General features: G+C 69.1%; 17 protein-coding genes. 10 read left to right on the top strand and 7 right to left on the bottom strand.

Going from position 1 to position 20,401, the window contains the following annotated elements; translation table 11 throughout:
- Positions 1 to 34: 34 nt before the first annotated feature.
- Positions 35 to 1,675: a flavin-containing monooxygenase gene (locus ACWDOP_RS14295; protein WP_456345421.1), complete on the bottom strand. Its 1,641-nt coding sequence runs from the start codon at positions 1,673 to 1,675 to the stop codon at positions 35 to 37.
- Between the two features lie 341 nt (positions 1,676 to 2,016).
- Here ACWDOP_RS14295 and ACWDOP_RS14290 point away from each other — a divergent pair, with 341 nt between their 5' ends.
- Complete coding sequence (locus ACWDOP_RS14290; protein WP_456345420.1) at positions 2,017 to 2,868, top strand: hypothetical protein; 852 nt, start codon at positions 2,017 to 2,019, stop codon at positions 2,866 to 2,868.
- Entirely contained in the window at positions 2,861 to 4,444 is a 1,584-nt protein-coding gene (locus ACWDOP_RS14285; protein ID WP_456345419.1) for a flavin-containing monooxygenase, read from the top strand. The genes ACWDOP_RS14290 and ACWDOP_RS14285 overlap by 8 nt, the downstream gene beginning before the upstream one ends.
- 46 nt (positions 4,445 to 4,490) lie before the next feature.
- On the opposite strand, the gene ACWDOP_RS14280 is transcribed toward ACWDOP_RS14285, so the two are convergent.
- Positions 4,491 to 5,144 carry a TetR/AcrR family transcriptional regulator gene (locus tag ACWDOP_RS14280; protein WP_456345418.1) on the bottom strand — a complete coding sequence of 218 codons (654 nt, stop codon included), beginning with the start codon at positions 5,142 to 5,144 and terminating at the stop codon, positions 4,491 to 4,493.
- A gap of 122 nt (positions 5,145 to 5,266) precedes the next feature.
- On the opposite strand from ACWDOP_RS14280, the gene ACWDOP_RS14275 reads away from it, so the two are divergent.
- The 7 genes from ACWDOP_RS14275 (at position 5,267) to ACWDOP_RS14245 (ending at position 14,403) form a co-directional block, all read left to right on the top strand.
- Positions 5,267 to 6,634: an ABC1 kinase family protein gene (locus ACWDOP_RS14275; protein WP_456345417.1), complete on the top strand. Its 1,368-nt coding sequence runs from the start codon at positions 5,267 to 5,269 to the stop codon at positions 6,632 to 6,634.
- Positions 6,635 to 6,756: 122 nt separating this feature from the next.
- Entirely contained in the window at positions 6,757 to 7,413 is a 657-nt protein-coding gene (locus ACWDOP_RS14270) for a TetR/AcrR family transcriptional regulator (RefSeq protein ID WP_456345416.1), read from the top strand.
- A gap of 138 nt (positions 7,414 to 7,551) precedes the next feature.
- Positions 7,552 to 8,379: an alpha/beta fold hydrolase gene (locus ACWDOP_RS14265; protein WP_454200223.1), complete on the top strand. Its 828-nt coding sequence runs from the start codon at positions 7,552 to 7,554 to the stop codon at positions 8,377 to 8,379.
- A gap of 17 nt (positions 8,380 to 8,396) precedes the next feature.
- Positions 8,397 to 9,221 (top strand): alpha/beta hydrolase, encoded by an 825-nt coding sequence (locus ACWDOP_RS14260; RefSeq protein WP_456345415.1) that lies wholly within the window; start codon positions 8,397 to 8,399, stop codon positions 9,219 to 9,221.
- Between the two features lie 6 nt (positions 9,222 to 9,227).
- Complete coding sequence (locus ACWDOP_RS14255) at positions 9,228 to 10,034, top strand: alpha/beta fold hydrolase (RefSeq protein ID WP_456345414.1); 807 nt, start codon at positions 9,228 to 9,230, stop codon at positions 10,032 to 10,034.
- A 150-nt stretch (positions 10,035 to 10,184) separates the two neighbouring features.
- The gene (locus ACWDOP_RS14250; RefSeq protein ID WP_456345413.1) at positions 10,185 to 11,168 is read left to right on the top strand and encodes a helix-turn-helix domain-containing protein; all 984 of its coding nucleotides are present in this window, start codon (positions 10,185 to 10,187) and stop codon (positions 11,166 to 11,168) included.
- Between the two features lie 328 nt (positions 11,169 to 11,496).
- Entirely contained in the window at positions 11,497 to 14,403 is a 2,907-nt protein-coding gene (locus ACWDOP_RS14245) for an AAA family ATPase (RefSeq protein ID WP_456345412.1), read from the top strand.
- Positions 14,404 to 14,586: 183 nt separating this feature from the next.
- On the opposite strand, the gene ACWDOP_RS14240 is transcribed toward ACWDOP_RS14245, so the two are convergent.
- On the bottom strand, positions 14,587 to 15,606 hold the full coding sequence (locus ACWDOP_RS14240) for an alpha/beta hydrolase (RefSeq protein ID WP_456345411.1): 1,020 nt from the start codon (positions 15,604 to 15,606) through the stop codon (positions 14,587 to 14,589).
- A gap of 289 nt (positions 15,607 to 15,895) precedes the next feature.
- On the opposite strand from ACWDOP_RS14240, the gene ACWDOP_RS14235 reads away from it, so the two are divergent.
- On the top strand, positions 15,896 to 16,708 hold the full coding sequence (locus ACWDOP_RS14235) for an RDD family protein (RefSeq protein WP_456345410.1): 813 nt from the start codon (positions 15,896 to 15,898) through the stop codon (positions 16,706 to 16,708).
- Here ACWDOP_RS14235 and ACWDOP_RS14230 read toward each other — a convergent pair.
- Genes ACWDOP_RS14230 through ACWDOP_RS14215 form a run of 4 tightly spaced genes read right to left on the bottom strand, consistent with a single transcriptional unit; the run spans position 16,695 to position 20,230 of the window.
- Positions 16,695 to 17,681, bottom strand: coding sequence for a glycine betaine ABC transporter substrate-binding protein (locus tag ACWDOP_RS14230; RefSeq protein ID WP_456345409.1), 987 nt, complete (start codon positions 17,679 to 17,681; stop codon positions 16,695 to 16,697). The genes ACWDOP_RS14235 and ACWDOP_RS14230 overlap by 14 nt on opposite strands.
- Positions 17,678 to 18,427, bottom strand: coding sequence for an ABC transporter permease (locus ACWDOP_RS14225; protein ID WP_456345408.1), 750 nt, complete (start codon positions 18,425 to 18,427; stop codon positions 17,678 to 17,680). Before ACWDOP_RS14225 ends, ACWDOP_RS14230 begins: the two co-directional genes overlap by 4 nt.
- Entirely contained in the window at positions 18,424 to 19,635 is a 1,212-nt protein-coding gene (locus ACWDOP_RS14220) for an ABC transporter ATP-binding protein (protein WP_456345407.1), read from the bottom strand. Before ACWDOP_RS14220 ends, ACWDOP_RS14225 begins: the two co-directional genes overlap by 4 nt.
- Positions 19,580 to 20,230, bottom strand: coding sequence for an ABC transporter permease (locus tag ACWDOP_RS14215; protein WP_454200586.1), 651 nt, complete (start codon positions 20,228 to 20,230; stop codon positions 19,580 to 19,582). The genes ACWDOP_RS14220 and ACWDOP_RS14215 overlap by 56 nt, the downstream gene beginning before the upstream one ends.
- Between the last annotated feature and the right edge of the window lie 171 nt (positions 20,231 to 20,401).

The following is a 20,401-nucleotide window of genomic DNA, read 5'->3' as shown; positions in this document are numbered from 1 at the left end:
TCGCGCGATGAGGCCGGAGCGCGCGACGACGGTGCTACGTGGCGGCCGGCGCGGGCTCGGACGTGGTCGCGCCGGCAGGCTCCGAGGTGTTCGCCGGCTGAGCTCCCGCCACCGTCCGGAACGTGTAATCCACTGCGGGATCGAAGGTTTCGCTGTGATCCCACAGCGAGTTCCGGAATCCCTGCGACGGCCGCAGAATCGGCGTCTCGCCCCGGGCGTTGGAGAAGTAGCTGCGCACGTTGTGCCGCTTGACCTGCCGCTCCACCAGATACTCCTGGGCGACGACGGTGAACGGACTGGTGATCATGGCCCGGTGCCAGGCGTCGTGCGCGGCCGGAGTCACCTCGGCGACCTGCGCTCCGCGCGCCCGCGCCTCGGTGATGACCCGGGCGACGTGCAGCCCGGAGCTTTCCATCATGCTCATCCAGGTCACCCCGCTCCAGCCGTACGGCCCGTACAGGAACCAGCGATTGGGCAGGCGCGGCATGGTGACACCGGCGTACGCCTGCATCCCGTTCGCGCGGTAGAACTCGCCGAGATCGAGCCCGTCGCGGCCGGTGACCGCGCCGATCGGGAACGACTCCGGATCCGACGCGACCTGGAATCCGGTGGCCAGCACGATCATGTCGTACTGGCGCTCGACGCCGTCGGCGGTGCGGATGCCGTGTTCGGTGAACCGCTCGATCGGTGTGGTCAGCAGCTGCCCGTTCGCCCGGCTGAACGTCTGCAGGAATCCGCGCCCGAACGTGGGCATGTTCGCCATGATGCCGTGGCGGGGGACGAGCGCCGCGCGGGCCCGCGCATCCTTCACCTGGAAGCGCAGATACACCCGGTAGGCCGCGCGCAGCGCAGCCTCGGCCGCGGTGACCAACGCCAGCGCGGCGCGCTTGGGCAGTCGTTCGGCCGCCACGACAATCGCCTGGTACGCATACCAATTGGCCATGTACGCCGCGGTATGGAAGCGCTGGGAGCGCATGAGCGCGCGCCCGATCCGGCCGAATGCGAAGTCCGGCTTGGGAAAACACCACGTCGCGGTGCGCTGGTAGACGTCGAGCTGGGCCACATCCGGTGCGAGTGACGGCACGATCTGCATAGAACTCGCGCCGGTGCCGATCACCGCGACCCGCTTGCCGGCGTAGTCGTAGGAGTGGTCCCATCCGGCCGAGAGCATCAGCTTGCCCCGGTATCGCTCCACATCCGGGATGCCGGAGTTCGAGCGCGGTTCCAGGAAGAAACCGGTCGCGTTGAGCACGTACCGCGCGGTGAGCGTGGTCCCGTCGTCCAAATGCAGTGTCCAGAAACCATTGTCGTCGTCCCACACCTCACGCTCCACCGAGACCCCGAAGCGGGCGCGCTCGTACAGCCTGTGCTCGCGGGCCACCCGCCGGCAGTACTCGCGCACCTCGGCGCCGGGCGCGAACACCCGCGACCACCGGTTCGGGGCGAAGGTGAATTCGTACGAGGTCGAGGGCACATCGAGCGCGACGCCCGGGTACGTGTTGGCGATCCAGGTGCCGCTGAAATCCGCGCGCCGGTCCAGGATCACGAAGTCGTCGATGCCCGCGCGACGCAGCTGGCACCCCGCCGCGATACCGCCGACGCCCGCGCCGACCACCACGGCTTCCAGTTCGGGCAGTGGCCCGGCGGGCACGCGCTTCCTGGTGTTCGAACCCATGTTCCGACTCCTGTCGATCGTCCTTGATCCCGCTCGCGGCCGAAGAATTCGCGGCGTCGCGAGCCCGGCGGTTCGGTTGATGCGCATCACCCTGAAACGGATAGTAAACCTATTGGAATAGTGATGCAATCTGGATTTCTAGCAAATCTCCATGGATCTGGATCGTCTCTGAACTGGGACTTGTAGTCGATCCCAACGGGGTTCGGCTCAGCTCGCGTACGGGCTACCAGCGTCCGGCTGGGAGCGCGCTGTTCCTTGCCGTGTCGTAGATATCTGGATATTGTGGCTATCTGAACGCTTCGGGAAGCGCTCCCAGCGCCCCGAAAACAGGAGGTTCTGCAATGGCGCAAAGCTCTACTCGGCACCCGGATTCCGGTCGGCACGCGGGGGAGTCCACGCTCGCCCGGGCCGCGCTCGACCGGCTCGCCCTGACGATGATCAAACCGACGGCCATCAAGCTCTGGTACGCGTCGGTCATCGCCGTGAGCGCGGCGATCCTCGTGGTCACCGTGCTGCTGCTCGTCTACGTCCTGCCCGAGGGCTCGGATATCGCCGGGACCGTGGAGTTCTACGAGAAATACAACACCCTGCTGCGGGTGGTCTCGGCCGGTCTGGCGCTGATGTTCGTGCTCGGCGGCGTCTGGTCGGCGGCGTTCATCGGGACCCTGTGGGCCGCGGACACCAGCCGCAACCGGGTCTACACCTGGTCGGCGATCTTCAGCGAGATCCTGGTGCTCGGCCTGTTCTTCGCCGAATCCGGAATCTTCGCGGCGACGGTGCTGCTGTCGGGAAACTCCCCGGATTCGATCATCCACGCCCTGCACATCGTCGCGCTGGTCTCCGCGGCGCTGCTCGGGCCGGTGTGGGTGCCCTTCGCCCTTGCGGCACTGCTGATCTCGCGGCGCACCGGTCTGTTCCCACGCTGGTTCAACCACCTGTGCGTCGCGGTGATCGTGGTCGACATCTGCACGATCACCGGCGTTTTCACGCTGTCCGGCCCGCTCAACGGCGAGAACGGCATGATCGGGGCTTTCGCCGGCGTGCTGTGCCCGGTGCTGTGGGTGGCGGGCACCGTCGCCTGGGAGTTCGTGGACTGGGCCCGGGACCGCGCCGACGCGCTGATCGCCGGCGCGGAGAGGTTCGCGGAATCCATTGGACACGAGACTGTTTCGGAGGTGGTCGGCCGTGGATGAGCAGACGATCCGCCCGCGGTACGAGGTCGCCGTGATCGGGGCGGGTCCGGGCGGCATCGCCGCGGGCGCCAAGCTCCGGATGAGCGGTATCGACGACTTCGTCATGCTCGAACGCGCCGAGGACGTCGGCGGCAGTTGGCACGAGAACAGTTACCCCGGCATCGCCGTGGACGTGCCCTCGACCACCTACCAGTACTCGTTCGCCCGCAAGCCCGACTGGACCCGGTTCTTCGCCCACGGGCCCGAGGTGCAGCGGTATCACGCCGACGTGGCGCGCCGCTTCGGCCTCTACGAGCGAATTCGATTCAACGCCAACGTCGAACGCGAGGTCTGGGACGAGCGGGCGCGATGCTGGACCCTGCACCTCGAGGACGGTTCGGTGGTCACGGCGCGGTTCGTGATCAGCGCGATCGGCGCGTTCGTCCGGCCCAAGGGTGACGTCGGCATTCCCGGCGCGGACACCTTCGCGGGCAAGGTTCAGCACCCCACATCCTGGGACGGCGACTTCGAAATGCGCGGGCAGCGAGTCGGGATCATCGGCACCGGAGCCAGTGCGGTGCAGATCATTCCGGCTATCGCGCCCGAGGTCGAGCACCTCACCGTCTTCCAGCGCACCCCGGTGTGGTCGGTGCCCAAGCCCGACTTCGTCGTCCCGGCGATCATGAAGAAGGCGCTCGCGGTGCCCGGGGTGTCCGCGGCCATCAACGGAATCGCCTTCGTGGCCGTGGATCTCATACTCCGCCTGGTCTCGAACTCACCGATCGGTGTGTTCCGCCCGGCCGCGAATCGGTTCGATGCCTGGATGATCGCGGGCTATCGCCGGTACGTCCGGTTCGTGGTGAAGGATCCGGAGACCGCCGCGAAACTGAGCCCGGACTTCGGGGTCCTGGCCAAGCGCCCGACGATGTCGACCGGCTACCTCACGGCCTACAACAGGGACAATGTCGCGCTGGTGACCGATCCGATCGCGGAGATCACCCCCGGCGGCGTCCGGACCCGCGACGGGGTGCTGCGCGAACTGGACGTGCTCGTCCTGGCCACCGGATACGAGGTGTTCTCCGACCCCGAAACCTACCTTCCCGGAACGGTTGTCGGCCGGGACGGCTTCGACCTGGCGAAGTTCTACCGCGCCGAGGGCCTGCAGGCGTACCAGAGCGTCTCGGTGCCGGGCCTGCCGAATCGCTGGACGCTGGTCGGTCCCTACTCCTGGAGCGGGACCAGTTGGCACGCCTTCGTGGAGACGACCGCAGATCACGCGATCCGGGCGATAGCCGAGACCCGGCGGCGCGGTGCCGACGTCTGCGAGGTGCGCGCGGACGCCGCCGAGCGATATCACCGCGAGGTGCACGCGCGGGCCGAGGGCGTGCGCTACTACCTGTGCGAACTGAACGGGCACGTGCCGACGTACTACCGCAACTCGCAGGGGGACAGTACCTACATCCGGCCGGAGAGTTTCTTCGCCGCCCGGCGGCGCACGCGCGAGTTCCCGCTGGACGATTACCGTTACGAGACAGCGGAATCGACCGGTGAGCGCGCCCCGAGCGATGGCGCGAAACCGGTGCCGAACGCGGTGTGAGACCGCTGCCGCCCGGTGGTTGTCACCGCCGGGCGGCAGCGCGGGGTCAGCGAGCTTCGCCGGCGATGCTCACGGTGGCGGCGTGTTCGAGGATCCGCCGCACCCACAGCCGGATCGTCTCGGCCAGCAGCCGGGCGGACTCGTCCGCGGTGATCGACTCGCCCGCCGAGCCGAGAATCAGTCCCGCGCCGGTGGCGAAGATCGCGCGGACCGCGTCCTCGGTCATCGGGTCATCCGATGGAATGCCCTCCGGCAGAAAGTCTTCCAGCAGTACTCGGCCGGATTCGACGACGCGCCTGATCATCTCGGCGGTGTTCTCCCGCTGTGCGGCGCTGCGCATGATGATGATCAGGTACTCGGCGCCGAGGATCAGCAGCGAGGTGTCGGTGGACGAGCGGGTCCACCAGCGCGCGAGCACCTCGAGACGGGCCTCCATGTCCTCGGGCGCCGCGATCAGCAACGGCATCAGCTTCGCCAGTTCGCGGCCCAGGCCGCGCTGGATGACCTCGGCGCAGAGGGCTTCCTTGTTGTCGAAGTTGCTGTACAGCGCGCCGATGGTGCGACCGGCCTCGGCAGCGATGGCCGCGATGGAGGTGGCGTGATAGCCGTCGGCGAAGAAGAGTCGTTCGGCCGCGTCCAGGAGCGTTTCGCGAGTGTGAGCCTGGCTTTCGGCTCGGGTGAGGACTTTACGCGTCGCCATCGGCGGTCGACCTCTCGCTGCCCGTGGTTCGCCCCATCGCGGGATTGACGATCACCATCCCTTGGATAGTATGACTATGTAAATAGTAACACAATGTGTACTTTGCGAGGGGAGGGGTCCGCATGGGCGAGCGGGTTCCCACGGGCCGGATCGCGCGCGGGCGCAAGCTCGGAATGCTGGCCGCCGGGCAGGCCGCCCGCGGGGCGACCGTCAAGCTGAGCATGATCGGCCGCTCCGACCGGGCGCGCGAGATGCTGGCGCAGCGATCGACCATCGAGGCGGCCGAACAGGTGGTGGATGTCCTGGGCAGTATGAAGGGCGCGGCCATGAAGATCGGGCAGATGTTCTCGATGATTGATCTCGACCTGGTGCCGGAGTCGCACCGCGAACGCTTCCGGGGCAAGCTCGCGGCGCTGCGCGATTCGGCGCCCGCCGTCGAATTCCCGGCCATGCGCGCGGTGATCGAGAACGAATACGGCCCGCTGGCAACGGTTTTCCGGGACTTCGACGAGAAGCCCATCGCCGCCGCGTCGATCGGGCAGGTGTATCGGGCCACGCTGCGCGACGGCCGTGCGGTCGTGGTCAAGGTGCAGTATCCGGGGGTCGAACGGGCGGTGCGGGCGGACCTGCGCAATCTGGCCTTGTTCGCCAAGCTCTCTAAGTCGATGTGGCCGGCGCTGAGCGGGGGCGAGTTGATCGACGAGGTCGCCCGCAACCTGGAATCGGAGCTGGACTATCGGCGCGAGGCGCACACCCAGCACGCGGTGGCGGCGCACTATCGCGGGCATCCGTTCATCGTGGTGCCCGACAGTGTGCCCGAGCTCTGCTCGGACCGGGTACTGGTGACCGAATACCTCGAGTCCGAGTCGTTCGACCACATGCGGACGCTGCCCGCCGCGGATCGCGATCACATCGGTGAGCTCATCTACCGGTTCTATGTCGGATCGCTGTACGAACGCGGTGAGTTCTGCGGTGATCCGCATCCGGGCAACGTGCTGCTGGCCGCCGACGGGCGGGTGGGGTTCATCGACTTCGGTCTGTACAACCGGATGAGTCCTGCCGACGTCGAATTCGAGCGCGAGCTCGGGCGGCTCGCGTGCGAGCAGCGGGCGGATGATCTCTACGCGCTACTGGTTCGCCGCGGCATCGTGGATCCCGACGCCGGTGTCGATCCCGAGGAATGCCTGGGATACATCTGGTCCGCGTCGGCGTGGAATCTGGCCGACGAGGAGATCGCCATCACACCGGAAATCGCCACCGCCGCGGTGGTTTCCGCGGTCGATCCGCGGGTCGCCGAATTCAGTGCGGTACGGCATCAGATGCTGCCGCCCGAACACGTCTTCTCCCGCCGCGCGGACTTTCTGACCTTCGGGATCCTGGGGCAGCTCGGGGCGACGGGCAATTGGCACAGCATCGCGCGCGAGTGGCTCTATGGGGACGCTCCGGTCACCGAGATCGGGCGGGTGCTGGCCGCGCGCGCCCGCTCCTGAGGGTTCACCGGCCGTCGGTGGCGGAACGCTTTGGGCATCTGCACAGAACCGGATAGTCTCGGTACTCGAAATATCGAACTATGTGCTGGCCGGCCCGTCGGCGGACGACATCGGAGGATCGGATGGCGGCTCGTAAAGTGTTGACCCGCGCCGAGAGTCAGGCGCGCACGCGCGATGAGTTGATCGAGGCCGCCGAAGTCCTGTTCTACGCCAACGGCTACTTCTCGACCTCCCTCGCCGCGATCGCCGCCGAGGCCGGCCGCACGATCGGCGCGGTGTACAGCAATTTCGAGAGCAAGGAAGCGCTGTGCCTCGAGGTGCTGCGCGGCTGGGGCAACTCCTCGCTGTCTCGGCTGGTCAAGGCGATCGCCGCCGGTGACGGCAGCCTCGACCAGCGCCGCGACGCCATCAGCTCGTGGTGGTCCGCCGAGATGGCGGCCAATCGCGCCCCGATGATCCTGGCCGCGGAGTACGCGATCAGCGTGATCCGCGATCCGGGTCAGCGCGAGGTCACCATCGAGGCGGTCGAACGGATAGTCGAGTCCGGCCGGGTCCTGTTCCTGGAACACCTGCCCGAAGGCGCCGAGGTCACCGGCCCGCTGGTGGACAGCGCCGTACGCGGCGTACTGAGCACCGGCGTCGGCCTGGCGGTCGGCCACGTCGCCGGCGTCATGGAGATCGAGAAGTCGGTCGAGGTCCTCACGGCCACAATGGAGTTCTGGCTCGAGCGCCTGGGCGGCGCGATCGAGGAAGTAGGCCGCCCCGCCGACCGAGGCTGACGATCCGACCGAGGCTGACGATCCGACCGGTTTCGTCGTATTCCGGACAGGACTATCCGGTTCACGTGGTCCGGCGGAGACGTTCGTGGGGGATGTTCGAGAGGTAGCGCGTCGCCGACCGGACAGTAGGACTTCGTCATGAGCCATGTGATCACCGAGGACGGGACCCGGATCTTCTACAAGGACTGGGGGCCCGCGGACGGGCAGCCGGTCCTGCTCAGCCACGGATGGCCGTTGAACTCCGACGCGTGGGAGAGTCAGGCGCTCTTTCTCGCCGAGAACGGGTGCCGGGTCATCGCGCACGACCGGCGGGGGCACGGCAGGTCGACGCAGACCTGGACCGGCAACGAGATGAACACCTACGCGGACGATCTCGCCACCCTGCTCGACACCCTCGACCTCACCGGGGTGACGCTCGTCGGGCATTCCACCGGCGGCGGGGAGATCACCCGGTACGTGGGCAGGCACGGGTCGGCGCGGGTGGCCAAGCTCGTGCTCGTCTCGGCGGTGCCGCCGTTCATGCTGCGGACCGAGGACAACCCCGAGGGGCTGCCGATCGAGGTGTTCGACGGCATCCGCGCGGGCGAGCGCGCCTCGCGATCGCAGCTCTATCGCGATCTCGCCGACGGGCCGTTCTTCGGCCACAATCGGAACGGTGATGTCCCGCAAGGTGTTCGGGACTCCTTCTGGTTGCAGGGCCTGGCTTCCGGGCACCGCAACGCCTACGAATGCATCGCCGCGTTCTCGGCCACCGATTTCCGGGACGACCTGGCTCGCGTCGACGTCCCGACCCTGGTCATCCACGGCGACGACGATCAGATCGTGCCGTTCGAGGTCGGCGGGCAACGCTCGGCCAAGCTCGTCGCCGGCGCCGAGCTGATCGTCTACGCCGGCGCCGGACACGCCCTGCCCGACACCGAGAAGCAGCGCCTGTCCCAGGACCTGCTCACCTTCATCCGCTCGTGATCACGGAGGACACCACAATGAATCAGCCGGCCCCCACCGCCACACCGCCCATCGTTCTCATTCACGGCCTCTGGATGACGCCCTCCAGCTGGGACACCTGGGCCGGACGCTTCCGCGCGCGCGGCCACCAGGTCATCACCCCGGGCTGGCCGGGCATCGACGACCGCTCCCCGGCCGACGTGCGCAAGGATCCCAGCGGGCTGAAGGGGGTCGGCATCGTGCAGATCGTCGACTCCTACGCCCGGATCATCGAGGCGCTGCCCGAGAAGCCCATCATCATGGGGCATTCGTTCGGCGGCATCTTCACCCAGATGCTGGCCGATCGCGGCTACGGCGTCGCCGCGGTCGGCGTCGCCCCCGGCCAGCCCGCGGGCATCCTGACCCTGCCCTACTCGACGCTGCGCACCGGACTGCCGATTCTGTCGAATCCGTTCGGGCGCAACGGCGCCAAGCCGATCTCCAAGGCGCACTTCCACTACACCTTCGGCAACGACCTGAGTCGTGAGGAGTCCGACCGCGAGTGGGAGGCCAGCGCGGTGAACTCCTCGAACCGAGTGTTCTTCGAAGGGGTGCTGTCCCTGCCCCGGGAGAACGGCGGCATCACCGCCGTCGACTTCCAGAAAGCCGATCGCGCGCCGCTGCTGCTCATCTCCGGTGAGATCGACAATGTCGCGCCGCCCGCCATTCAGAAGGCCACCCTGGCCAAGTACGCCAAGGGCACCGCTCTGGTGGAGCGCGTGGAATTCCCGGGCCGCACCCATCGCCTGGTCAGCCAGGACGGCTGGGAGGAGATCGCGGACTACGCCCTGGACTGGTCCCTGAAGAACTCGGCGAAAGGCTGATCGGACATGTCATCGACGGCAGGTAGATCGTTCCGGCGCGGCCCGCTGGCGGCGGCGCTCACCGCGGCGGTACTGGCCCTGGCGCCGCTCGCCCCCGCCTCCGCCGCGCCCGCGGACCCCACGGTGGTGCTGGTGCACGGCGCGTTCGCCGACGCCTCCAGCTGGGACGGCGTGGTCGCGGAACTGCGCGAGCGCGGGTATCGCGTTGTCACCGTGGACAATCCGCTCCGGGGACCGAGCAACGACGCGCAGGCCGTACAGCGCACGCTCGACACCATCGACGGACCCGTTGTGCTGGTGGGACATTCGTACGGCGGCGCGGTCATCACCAACACCCACGACGACAAGGTGAAGGCCAACGTCTACATCGCGGCGTTCGCGCCCGCCCAGGGTGAGTTCGTGCAGGGGCTGCTGAGCCCGATCCAGTTCCCCGGCAGCCGAATCCTGCCGCCCGCACTGCAATTGAAGCCGGTCGACGGGGGATTGGACGGCTACATCGCCGAACCCTACTTCCACGAGATCTTCGCCCAGGATGTCAGCGCGGCCACCGCGGCGACCATGTTCGATCATCAGAACTCGGCGGCGCTGTGGGCCAATCTCGAACCGAGCGGCGCACCGTCGTGGGCCACCACGCCGAGCTGGTATCTGCTCTCGCGGGACGACCGGGTGATTCCGGCCGCCTCGCAGCGCTTCATGGCCCAGCGCGCCGCGCCGGGCACCACCGTCGAGATCGACGCCTCCCACGCGTCGCTGGTCTCGCAGCCCGCGGTGGTGGCCGACACGATCCAGGCCGCCGTGACCGCGAGCCGATGATGTCTCGCGGGGAATGGTGACCCACCGGTACCGGTGCCGGACTCGGCGCCGGTACCGGCGACATATGCGGATCGCGCACTAACCGGACATCGGTCCAAGGTGTCAGAATCTGCTGACCATGCCAGCAGATATCCACCGGTCGTCACGGCCGTGACCATAGTTTTCGATACGCGGGAGCTCGCGGCGCACGAACGCGCCGACGCCATCTGCGACGCCATGCAGACCTCCTCGGTGCCCTCGCACGTGACGCACGAGGACCCCGGGGGACCGGTGCACGGCGTGTTCGAGATGTGGGAGTTCGGGACCGAGAGCGTGTTCCGAGCCGAGATGTCCGGAATCCGGCTGCGCCGCACCGAACGTCAGGTGCGCGCGTTCGAAGCGCCCATGCTCGCCGTCGCGGTGCAGCAGCGCGGCCTCGGCCGGTACGAACAGTTCGGTGATCGGTGCACGGTGCCGGTGGGCGAGTTGCACGTGATGGACCTCAACGCGCCGTACGACTTTCGCTGGAGCGGGCGCGGGGCCTCCACCTGCCTGTACGTGCCGCTGGATCGGCTGGATCTGCCGCCGCGCGTGCTGCACTCGGCGGCCCGCGCGGTGCGCGAGAGTCCCCTGTACCGCCTGACCACGGACCACATACTGGCGCTGACGGCCGCCGCGGACGCGCTCAGCGCCGGCGTCGCCGCCGTGTACACCGGCTCCGCCAGCGCGGAACTGGTTCGCGGCCTGCTGCTCTCGGCCGCCCGCCCTGATCTCGACGCGACGATCCTGCCCGGCCGGGTGCTCCTGACCCGCGTCCGCGCCTACATCCTGCGCAACCTGGGCAACCCCGACCTGGACGCGACGATGATCGCCCGCGCCCACGGCGTCTCTCCCCGCTACCTCTACAAGATCTGTGCCGCCGCCGACTTCTCCCTCGCCCAGTGGATCATCGACCAACGCCTGGAACGGGTCCGGGCCGAGCTCTCCGGCCCCCTCGCCGCCCACCGCTCGATCGGCGTGATCGCCGCCCGCTGGGGCTTTCGCGATCGTTCCCACTTCGCCCGCCGCTTCCGCCGCGCCTACGGGATGACGCCGAGCGAGTGGCGGCGCGTGATGCACGCGGGCGACGCTGGGTGGGAAGGGAATCCGCAGTGAGATCGGCGCTCGCCGACCGTTCCGCGTGGGCGGCCGAATCTCGCTTTCCGGGACCCGGATTTTCGGCGGTGAGATCCAAACCTTCGTGCGCTGTCGGGCGCAAACCCGTGCACTCCTGGCACAATGTGCTGCTCAGCGGGATCTAAGCTTCCCATTCCGGGCCTGTAGTCACACGGAGGGAGCGTTTCGATGGCCGTTCCGCGTGTGAGGTTCCGATGAACGTGCGATTGGGTTGTGGCGGGTCGGTGGTGACGCGTCTTCGTAGCCGAGGGGTCGTGACGGTCCGGGCCGCCGGTGCGCGACCACCCTTGCGACAGGTGTGGCTACCGTGACCGGGGACAAGGGTGTGCTCGTCGGGCGGGTGGCCGAACTCGAGGAGCTGAGCGGGCGGATCAGTGCCGCGCGCAACCGGGTCGGGCAGGCGTTGCGGCTGCTGGGGGAGCCGGGGATCGGGAAGACGGCGCTGGTGGAGGCCGCCGTCGCGCGGGCCGGTGGGTTCCGGGTGCTGCGGGCGGACGGGTTCGAGGTCGAGCAGGCCCTGCCCTACGCCGGGGTGCAGCGGCTGCTCGCGCGGGCGGACATTCCGCTGGACGACCTGCCCGCGCATCATCGCGAGGCGCTCGGGGTGGCGGTCGGGCACCGGACCGGGCCCGTGCCCAATCGGTTCCTCGTCGGTCAGGCGCTGCTGGGTCTGCTCGCGCTGGCCGCACGCGGCCGGCCGGTGCTGTGCGCCATCGACGACGCGCAGTGGATCGACCGGGAATCGTTGGACGCCTTGGGTTTCGCGGCCCGCCGCCTGCACGCGGACGCGGTGCTGGTGCTCTTCGCCTCGCGGCCGGACCCGGAGGTGGATGTGCATCTCGGGGGCATCGCGGTCCACCCGGTCGCCGAACTCGAGCGAGCGACGGCGATCGAATTGCTCACCGCGCGTCTGGGAGTGCGGTTCGACCCGCGCGTCGCCGCCGATATCGTGGCGGCCGTCGGCGGAAATCCCTTGGCGCTGACCGATCTCGCGCACGAATTCGATGCCAGGCAACTCGCGGACTCCTCCTTCGCCCCGCACCCGGTCGGCGCGGGGCACCGGCTTGAGCAGCTCTATCAGCGTCAGGTGCGCGCGCTGCCGCCGGACGCCCAGGACTGGCTCCTGGTGGCCGCCGCGGAGGCCACCGGGGACCTGGAACTGGTCGACGCGGCCGGCGCTCTGCTCTCGATTCCCGACAATGCCGGGGAGGCAGCCGATTCGGCGGGCCTGGTGATCATTGACGGCACCGCGCGCTTCCGGCATCCGCTCGTGCGCGCCGCGGTCTACGGCGCCGCGCCCGCGGCCGATCGGCGGCGGGTGCACGCCGCCCTGGCGCAAGCGGCCGAGCTGCGCGGCCTCGACGACATCCACGCCTGGCACGCCGCCGAAGCCGCTGCCCGCCGGGACGACCGGGTCGCCGCGCTCCTGGTCGCGGCGGCCGAGCGGGCCGCCCAGCGCGGCGGTTCGATCTCCCGTACCAGCCTGCTGTGCAAGGCCGCCGAACTCGCCACCGATCCGGAGACGCGGCACGGGCATCTGCTCGACGCCGCCGAAGCGGCCGCCGAGGCGGGAGCCGGTTACCTTGCCCTGGACCTCCTGGAACGGATCGAGGGAACCGGAGCATCCGATGCGCCTGCCTCGGGAATCGGTGCCGCGGGAGCCGATGGCGGCGCGCCGGACAGCGGGGACGTCGGCCGGTCCGCGGTGAGCGTTCACACCACCGGTCCGACCGGGCCGAGCGCGCTCGACGTGGGCACCGGCCGAACGGATTCGATGACCGACGCGGACGCCGTGGCCGCCGGGCGGCGTCTGATGTTGCGCGCGTCGCTCGCGACCTTCCTGATCGATGCACAGCAGATGCCGCTCGCGCCCCTGCATCTGAAACAGGCGGCGGAGCTCTTCCACGGTCGTGACCCGCACCTCGAGCAACTCGCTCTCCTGCGCGCGTTCGAGGCGGCCCTGCCGGTCGAAAGGCTCATGCGCGGAACGACATCCACCGAGCTGGGGAAGCGGATGCGGGCGGCTGCCACCGGTTCCGGCGTTCTCACCACGGTTCTGTCCGCGCTCGCCGCGCTCATTCTCGATCCGTACCCCGAGGCCGTCCCGCCGATGCGGGCCGCGGTCGCCGCCATCGCGGAGCTCGACGACGCCCGCTTCCTGCTCTTCGGCTCCACCGGGGTCGCGCTCACCACCGCGCTCTGGGACGAGCGTGCCCGCGACCTCCACCTCGCGCGGGGTGAGCGCGTCGCGGTCGCGCACGGTGCGCTCAAGGCACTCGACAGCTACCTGTGGATCCGGTCGCTGACCGACGTGGAGCGCGGCGACATCCGCGCGGCCGATCAGGCCATCGAGCGAGTCCGCGAAACCCGCAGGGCCATGGGCTATCCCGCCGAACATGTCATCAACGGCTCGTATCTGGCCTGGACCGGCGCACCCTACGAGCAGGTGGAGCAGCTCGCAGACGCCGTGCTGGTCGTTGGACTCGCCGGGGTGCACTCCGCGACCGTGCACGGTCTGGCGATCCGCGACCTCGCCGACGGCCGCTACGACGCCGCGCTCGAGCACCTGAGAGCGCTGCGGCACAACGCGTTTCTGCACACCGGCCCGCGCTATCTGCCCGAATACGTCGAAGCGGCGGTGCGCAGCGGTCATCTCGCCGACGCCGCCGAGGCCGCGGTGGAACTGGCCGGTCTTGCGGCGGCCTGCGGCGCGCCCTGGATCCTGGGCGTCAGCAGCCGATGCCTCGCCTTGATCGACGACACACCGGCCGCCGAACCCCTTTTCCGCTCCGCGCTGGCGACCCTCGCCGCCACGAGCACACCCTCGGACCTGTACCGCACCCACCTGCTCTACGGCGAGTGGCTGCGCCGCAAACGCCGCCGGAAGGACGCCGGGATCCAATTGCGCCACGCCCGAGACGGTTTCCTGCGCATCGGCGTGACGATGTTCGCCGACCGTGCCAACCGTGAACTCGCCGCGCTGGGCGAGCAGGCCACCCCGAAGGATCAGCCGATTCCGAAAGTCCAACTGACGGTGCAGGAGTCGCAGGTGACGACCCTGGCGGCCGCCGGTGCGACGAACGCCGAGATCGCCGCGACCCTGTTCATCAGCCCCAACACCGTCGACTACCACCTGCGCAAGGTGTTCCGGAAGCTCGGTATCTCCTCCCGCCGCCAGTTGCGCGAGCACATCGCCGCCGCCGACCGCCCGTGAGCTGCCGGTCGGCGGCGAGTACGGGCCGGAAACCGCTCGCGCGGAGGGTGATCGCGGCGAACCGATTCTCGCCGTGACCCTGCCGCCAAAGCCAGTTCTCCGCCGGCGCGGTCGGCTGCGGCAGCAACTCGGAACCGTGTGCGTCCAATTCGCGCCGCCGGATCCCGGAGCGCCGCGCGTGCCTTAGGCGAGGCCGAGCGACCCGGCCAGGAACGGCCACGAGGTGCGCAGGTCGTCCTCCCAGTAACCCCAGGAATGCGTGCCCACCGGTCGTTCGTCGACCGTCACCGGGATGGACAGCTCGTTCAGCCTGTTGGTGAGGTTGGTCGTGCACTGCCGCACCGCGGCCTCGATGATCCCGCCGAACGTGACCTGGATGGGCAGGGGAATCCGCCCCTCCGCCACCCGCCGATCGGCCGGGGTGTCGTGCGGGGCCGCCGGAATCCCGGTGCCCGAGCTCAGGTAGATGGCGGTGCCGCGCAACCGATCCGCGTTCACCAGCGGATCGTTGGCGCGCCACAGCGGCCCGTCGAGCGGCCCCCACATGTTCTCGACGCTGCGCCCGCCGCCCCAGTTCTCCACGGTGATCCGGACGTACTGCTGCCCGATCGGATCCGAGGTCTGCGCGCATCCGCTGTACGAGGCCACCCCGCGCCAGAAGCCCGGCGCCGCGATGGCCAGGTTCAACACCGACGTCCCGCTCATGGACACCCCCGCGAGCGCACGGGTTCCGTTGGCCCCCAGCAGTCCTTCGATCACCGGCGGCAATTCGCCGGTCAGGAACGTCTGCCACTTGTTGACCCCGAGCACCGGATCCGCCCGCACCCAATCGGTGTAGTACGAGCTGCTCCCGCCCATCGGGTTGACGACGTTGACATCCTTGTCCCGCAGGAACGTCAGCGCATCGGTCTGCGCGTCCCACCCGCTCTCCTCCGGCCCACCCCGGGACCCGTTGAGCAGGTACAACGTCGGCCGTCCCGCCCCGGTCGCCTTGACCACCCGCACCGGCACCGCCGTGCCCATGGCGGGCGAGAACACCTGGACCAGGTCTTCCCGATCATTGATCGCCTGCACCGACACCACCCCCGCGACCTCGGGCGCGGCCCCGCTCTGACCGCCGCCGGCGACAACGCCCCCGGCCGCCACCACCAGGGCCACCACCCACCGCAACCGCCCCAACGCCGTAGATCGCACCGCTCTCATCCGCTGTCCCTTCCGTTGGACCGATAGTCAAAAGTCGTGACAGCACAGGGGTTCGCGGTGCCCCCGCTTGCGGTTTGGTCCGTGTTCGACGCGTTTCCCCTCACCTGGGCCGATGCCGTAGAGGCGGGTGCCGACGGGCACGGCACGGTCGAAACGAGCCGACAACCTGTGCCATGATGGCGCGATGATTCGCAGCGGGGGGCCGCGACGCGGTACGGCGGAGCGGAAACCGGGCTACCTGGGAGACCCGGCCGATTCGAGATTTCCGTCGACGCGACGGCTACGGAGTGTGCTGGCCGCGCTCATCGACATCATCGTTCTCGGTGCGGTGGCGGCGGGTGTCACCTGGGCGCAGGTGGTTCTCGGTGGCCCATCACAGGCTCCCCTGGCGTATTTCGTGGTTCCGGTCGTTGCGTTCGTGATGTTCTTTCTGCTGCCGAGTTGGGTGGGCGGCAGCCCCGGGCAGGTGGTGTGCGGGCTCGCGGTGATTCGCTGCCGGGACGCGGGCCGGGCGCGGGTCCGGGACACCGGGCGGGCCATCGCGCGACATCGGGGGTCGCCGTTCCGTATTCGCGGGATTCATTCCCTGGCACCGCATCTCGTGGTGGTGCGGCGGCGGGACCTGGTCGCCTATCGCGCCGCCATGGAGCCGAGCGCGGATGGCAGCCCCGCTGGAGCGCCGGAATACCATGGTGCAGAGGGTGATCCGCGATATCCCTCGGATCGCGACCGGCGGAAGGTGACCTCCAGCGTCATCGACTTCGTCGCGATCATGGTCGTGACGCCGCTCCTCGGTGCGGGGGTGGCCTCGCTCGCCGGTGGTGGCTTCGAGATCGGTGCCGGTATCGCGTTCTGGACCCTGATGCCCCTGCAACTGGTGGCGCTTCCCGCCTCGACCGGAGCCACGCTGGGACAACACCTGTGCGGGCTCGCTCAGATTCGTGGCGTGGACGGTGCGCCGCCGACCGTACGCGACCTGCTCGGAGCCGGCGACAGCGTTCCGCCCGAGATCCGGCGGCGCGGTGACCTCTACGTCACACTGACCGGGCTGGTGGTGGTTCGCCGCCGCGATCTCGCCGCGCCGGTTCCTACTGCGCGGTGACGAACCCCTCGGCGACGAGCCAGTCGCGCGCCACGCGGGCGGGTTCGCGGCCGTCGATGTCCACCTCGCGATTGAGCTGGGTGATGGACTCGTTGGTCAGGCGGGCCGAGATCGGTTCCAGCAGGGGCACTATCGCGGGATGGGCGGAGGCGAAATCGTTCCGCATCACCAGGGCGGCGTTGTACTGGGGGAAGAAGCCGCGGTCGTCGGTCAGCAGCTTCAGGTCCAGGGCGGGGATGCGGCCGTCGGTGGCCGCCACCGAGCCGAAGCGGCACTGGGTTCCATCGGCGGTCACCTGGTAGACGAGGGCGTCGGTGACTATCTGCTTCGGGACCGCGCCCGCGTCGATGCCGTACTTGCGTGCCATGCCCGGGTAACCGTCCTGGCGGACATTGAACTCGGTGCCGACGCAGGTGGCGGCGGCGCTCGGATCGGCGGCGGCCAGCGCGGCGTAGTCGGACAGGGTGGCGATCTTCTTCTCGGTCGCCGTGCGCGGGTTGGCGACCAGCGCGTAGGTGTTGTTGAGCGGTGCCATCGCGGCCCACACCATGTCGTTCTCGGCGAGGTCGGCGTCGCGGACCGCCGCGAACTGCGCGTCCGAGCCGGGCACGGGGTTCTCGTTGCCGAGGTAGTTGATCCACCCGGTGCCGGTGTAGTCGTAGGCGATGTCGACCTGCCCGAGCAGCTGCGCGTCCCGCAGACTGTTCGATCCGACGATGTTGGTCAGATCCCGCACCTGCGCCCCGGCCGCGCTCAACGCGAACCCGATGATGTAGCCCAGCACGTTCTGCTCGGTGAAATCCTTGGATCCCACCGTGATTCGCACGCCGTCCAGCTCCGCCACCGGCCGGATACTGCCCGGCCCGACCTGCAGCGGCATGGAACTGCCCGCTTCCAGTCCGCACGACGCCACCAGCAGTATCCCGAGCCCGGCCGCCAACGCCGCACAGCCGCGCCGGATTCCGCCCCTCATCGCAGCCCCTTGGGTTCGAGATACCGCTCGGCCAGCGCGCCCAGCCAGTCGATGAGCAGCGCCAGCGCCACCGCCAGCAGCGCGCCCACCCACAGCGTGACGTTGTCGCGCAGCTTGTATCCGGTGTCGATGAGAATGCCGAGCCCGCCCGCGCTCACCAGGAACGAAAGTGTCGCGGTCCCCACCGCCAGCACGAGCGAGGTTCGCAGCCCGGCCAGAATGTACGGCACCGCGAGCGGAAACTCGATGCGCCGCAGCACCGCCGGGGCGCCCATGCCCTGCCCGCGCGCGGCGTCGATGACCGCCGGATCCACCTGCTGGTAGCCCAGGATCGTATTGCGCAGCACCGGCAGCAGGGACAGCAGCACGATGGGCGCGACGCCGGTCCAGAACCCGGTCGCCCGGGTGAGCAGATAGAACAGCACGATGAGCCCGATCGCGGGCGCCGCCGCCCCGAAATTGGCGATGCCGACGAACAGCGGTGCGAGCCTGCGGAATCCGGGCCTGGTCAGCACGGTGCCCAGCGGGACGGCGATCACGATGACGATGGCGACCACCGTCGCGGTGATCCGGACGTGCTGCCACGTCACCGCGGTGATATTGCCCGCGGTGAGACTGGCCTGCTGGGTCACCGTCAGGTCCCGCGCGAACGCCCAGATCAGCACTCCCGCGCCGAGGGCGAGCGCCAGCACCGGCTGGGCGATCAGCCGGATGTGATCCGCCTGCCGTTCCGGCGCGCTGGTCATCGGCCGCCGCCGGTGCGCCCGTGCGTGTTTCGCATCGCGGACAGATGCGTGACCAGCGTGTCGATGGTGATCAGACCCGCGTACTCGTCGTCGCTACCGGTGACGACGGCGGTGGCATTGCTCTGGGCCAGCAGCGATTCGAGCGCCTGCTGCAGCGTCGATTCCAGCGCAACCGTGCCGTCCACCGGCGTCCCGGTCGTGCGCAGCGAATCCGCGTGCGCGAGCTGCTCCCGCGTCACCCAGCGCAGCGGCCGCCGCCCGTCGTCCAGCACGAGCCCCCGGTCTTGCGCCCCGGTGCCGAGGGCATCCCGAAGTGACCGCACCGCATCCGATTCCACCGCGACCGCACAGTCCCCGAGCGGCACATCCCGCACCCTGGTCAGGGTCAGCTGTTTGAGCCCCGCGTCCGAGCCGACGAACCCGGCGACGGTGTCGTCCGCCGGATCGGCCAGGATCGCGGCAGGGGTGTCGTACTGGAGAACGCGCGAACCCTGGCCCAGCACCGCGATGCGATCCCCGAGCTTCACCGCCTCGTTGAAATCGTGTGTCACGAAGACGATCGTCTTGCCCAATTCCGCCTGCAACCGCAGCAATTCGTCCTGGAGCAGCCCGCGGGTGATGGGGTCCACGGCCCCGAACGGCTCGTCCATGAGCAGCACCGGCGGATCGGCGGCGAGCGCCCGGGCCACACCCACGCGCTGCTGTTGCCCGCCGGACAACTGGCGCGGATATCTGTCCCGGAACGTGTCGGGATCCAGTCCGACCAGGTCGAGCATCTCGTCCACGCGCGCGGCGACCCGCCGCCGATCCCAGCCGATCAGCCCGGGCACCGTCGCCACGTTCTTGGCGACCGACAGATGCGGGAACAGCCCCGCCTGCTGAATCGAATACCCGATGCCGCGCCGCAGCTGGTCGGGGTTCATGCCGAGCACGTCGCGCCCGTCGATGGTGATGGCGCCGGACGTCGGCTCGATGAGCCGGTTGATCATCCGCATGGTGGTCGTCTTCCCGCACCCGGACGGCCCGACCAGCACCACGATCTCCCCGGCGGGTATGACCATCGATATCCGCTGTACCGCCGGATCGGCCTGTCCCGGATAGTGTTTGGTCACCTCGTCCAGCACTATCTCGGCGCCGGACACGGCTCTGGTTTCAGTCACGGACGCTCCCGGGGACGGTGAATCGGCCGACGAGCACGAGCAATCCATCCAGCACCAGCGCGAGCACCACGATGAGCACCGTGCCCGCCAGCGCCTGCGGCACGGCGTTCGGGCTGCCCACGCGCGAGAGCCCGGAGAAGATGAGATTGCCGAGCCCGGGCCCTTTGGCATAGGCGGCGATGGCGAGAATGCCCATGATCAGCGCTGTGCTGGTGCGCATTCCGGCGAGAATGGCGGGCCAGGCCAGCGGCAATTCGATACGAGTCAGGACGCGCGCACGATTCATGCCGACTCCGCGCGCGGCATCGGACACCGCCGGATCGACCGCCGCCAGCCCGACGATCGTATTGCGCAGAATGGGCAGCAGCGCGTACAGCACCAGCGCGGTGATAGTCGGCGGCACACCGAGACCCATGAACGGTATGAGCAGACCGAGCAGCGCGAACGACGGCACGGTCAGAATGATGCTGGCCGTCGCGGTGGCCGCGGCCGAACCCAGCGGACTGCGGTACACCAGCACGCCGAGCGCCACGGCGAGGAGCGTCGCGATCAGAACCGACTGCACGACCGCCGAGACGTGCAGGTATCCGTCCATCAGTAATTGACGGCGGTGATCGACGACAAAGCTCCACAGGGTGTCCAGTGTGTTTCCCTCCCACTGGTCGGCGTCCCCGGCGAGCATATCCGGAAGATCTTCGGGCATCGGCGAATTCGGCCGATGCCGCGCGATACATGCGACCGCGGCACACGAGCGCGCAGGCTACCGACGGGTAAGTGCGACGGCTTACTCGATAAGTGGTGCAGATTACCGCCG

The organism is Nocardia sp. NPDC003693 (assembly GCF_053981095.1).
Note: the sequence above shows the minus strand (reverse complement) of the source record. Positions and strands in the feature narration are given on the sequence as shown.

Excerpts from the sequence above, each read along its gene's own strand:
- ACWDOP_RS14295 (WP_456345421.1), bottom strand. The coding sequence starts at position 1,675 with ATGGGTTCGAACACCAGGAAGCGCGTGCCCGCCGGGCCACTGCCCGAA.
- ACWDOP_RS14290 (WP_456345420.1), top strand. The coding sequence starts at position 2,017 with ATGGCGCAAAGCTCTACTCGGCACCCGGATTCCGGTCGGCACGCGGGG.
- ACWDOP_RS14280 (WP_456345418.1), bottom strand. The coding sequence starts at position 5,144 with ATGGCGACGCGTAAAGTCCTCACCCGAGCCGAAAGCCAGGCTCACACT.
- ACWDOP_RS14275 (WP_456345417.1), top strand. The coding sequence starts at position 5,267 with ATGGGCGAGCGGGTTCCCACGGGCCGGATCGCGCGCGGGCGCAAGCTC.
- ACWDOP_RS14270 (WP_456345416.1), top strand. The coding sequence starts at position 6,757 with ATGGCGGCTCGTAAAGTGTTGACCCGCGCCGAGAGTCAGGCGCGCACG.
- ACWDOP_RS14265 (WP_454200223.1), top strand. The coding sequence starts at position 7,552 with ATGAGCCATGTGATCACCGAGGACGGGACCCGGATCTTCTACAAGGAC.
- ACWDOP_RS14260 (WP_456345415.1), top strand. The coding sequence starts at position 8,397 with ATGAATCAGCCGGCCCCCACCGCCACACCGCCCATCGTTCTCATTCAC.
- ACWDOP_RS14255 (WP_456345414.1), top strand. The coding sequence starts at position 9,228 with ATGTCATCGACGGCAGGTAGATCGTTCCGGCGCGGCCCGCTGGCGGCG.
- ACWDOP_RS14240 (WP_456345411.1), bottom strand. The coding sequence starts at position 15,606 with ATGAGAGCGGTGCGATCTACGGCGTTGGGGCGGTTGCGGTGGGTGGTG.
- ACWDOP_RS14230 (WP_456345409.1), bottom strand. The coding sequence starts at position 17,681 with ATGAGGGGCGGAATCCGGCGCGGCTGTGCGGCGTTGGCGGCCGGGCTC.
- ACWDOP_RS14225 (WP_456345408.1), bottom strand. The coding sequence starts at position 18,427 with ATGACCAGCGCGCCGGAACGGCAGGCGGATCACATCCGGCTGATCGCC.
- ACWDOP_RS14220 (WP_456345407.1), bottom strand. The coding sequence starts at position 19,635 with ATGGATTGCTCGTGCTCGTCGGCCGATTCACCGTCCCCGGGAGCGTCC.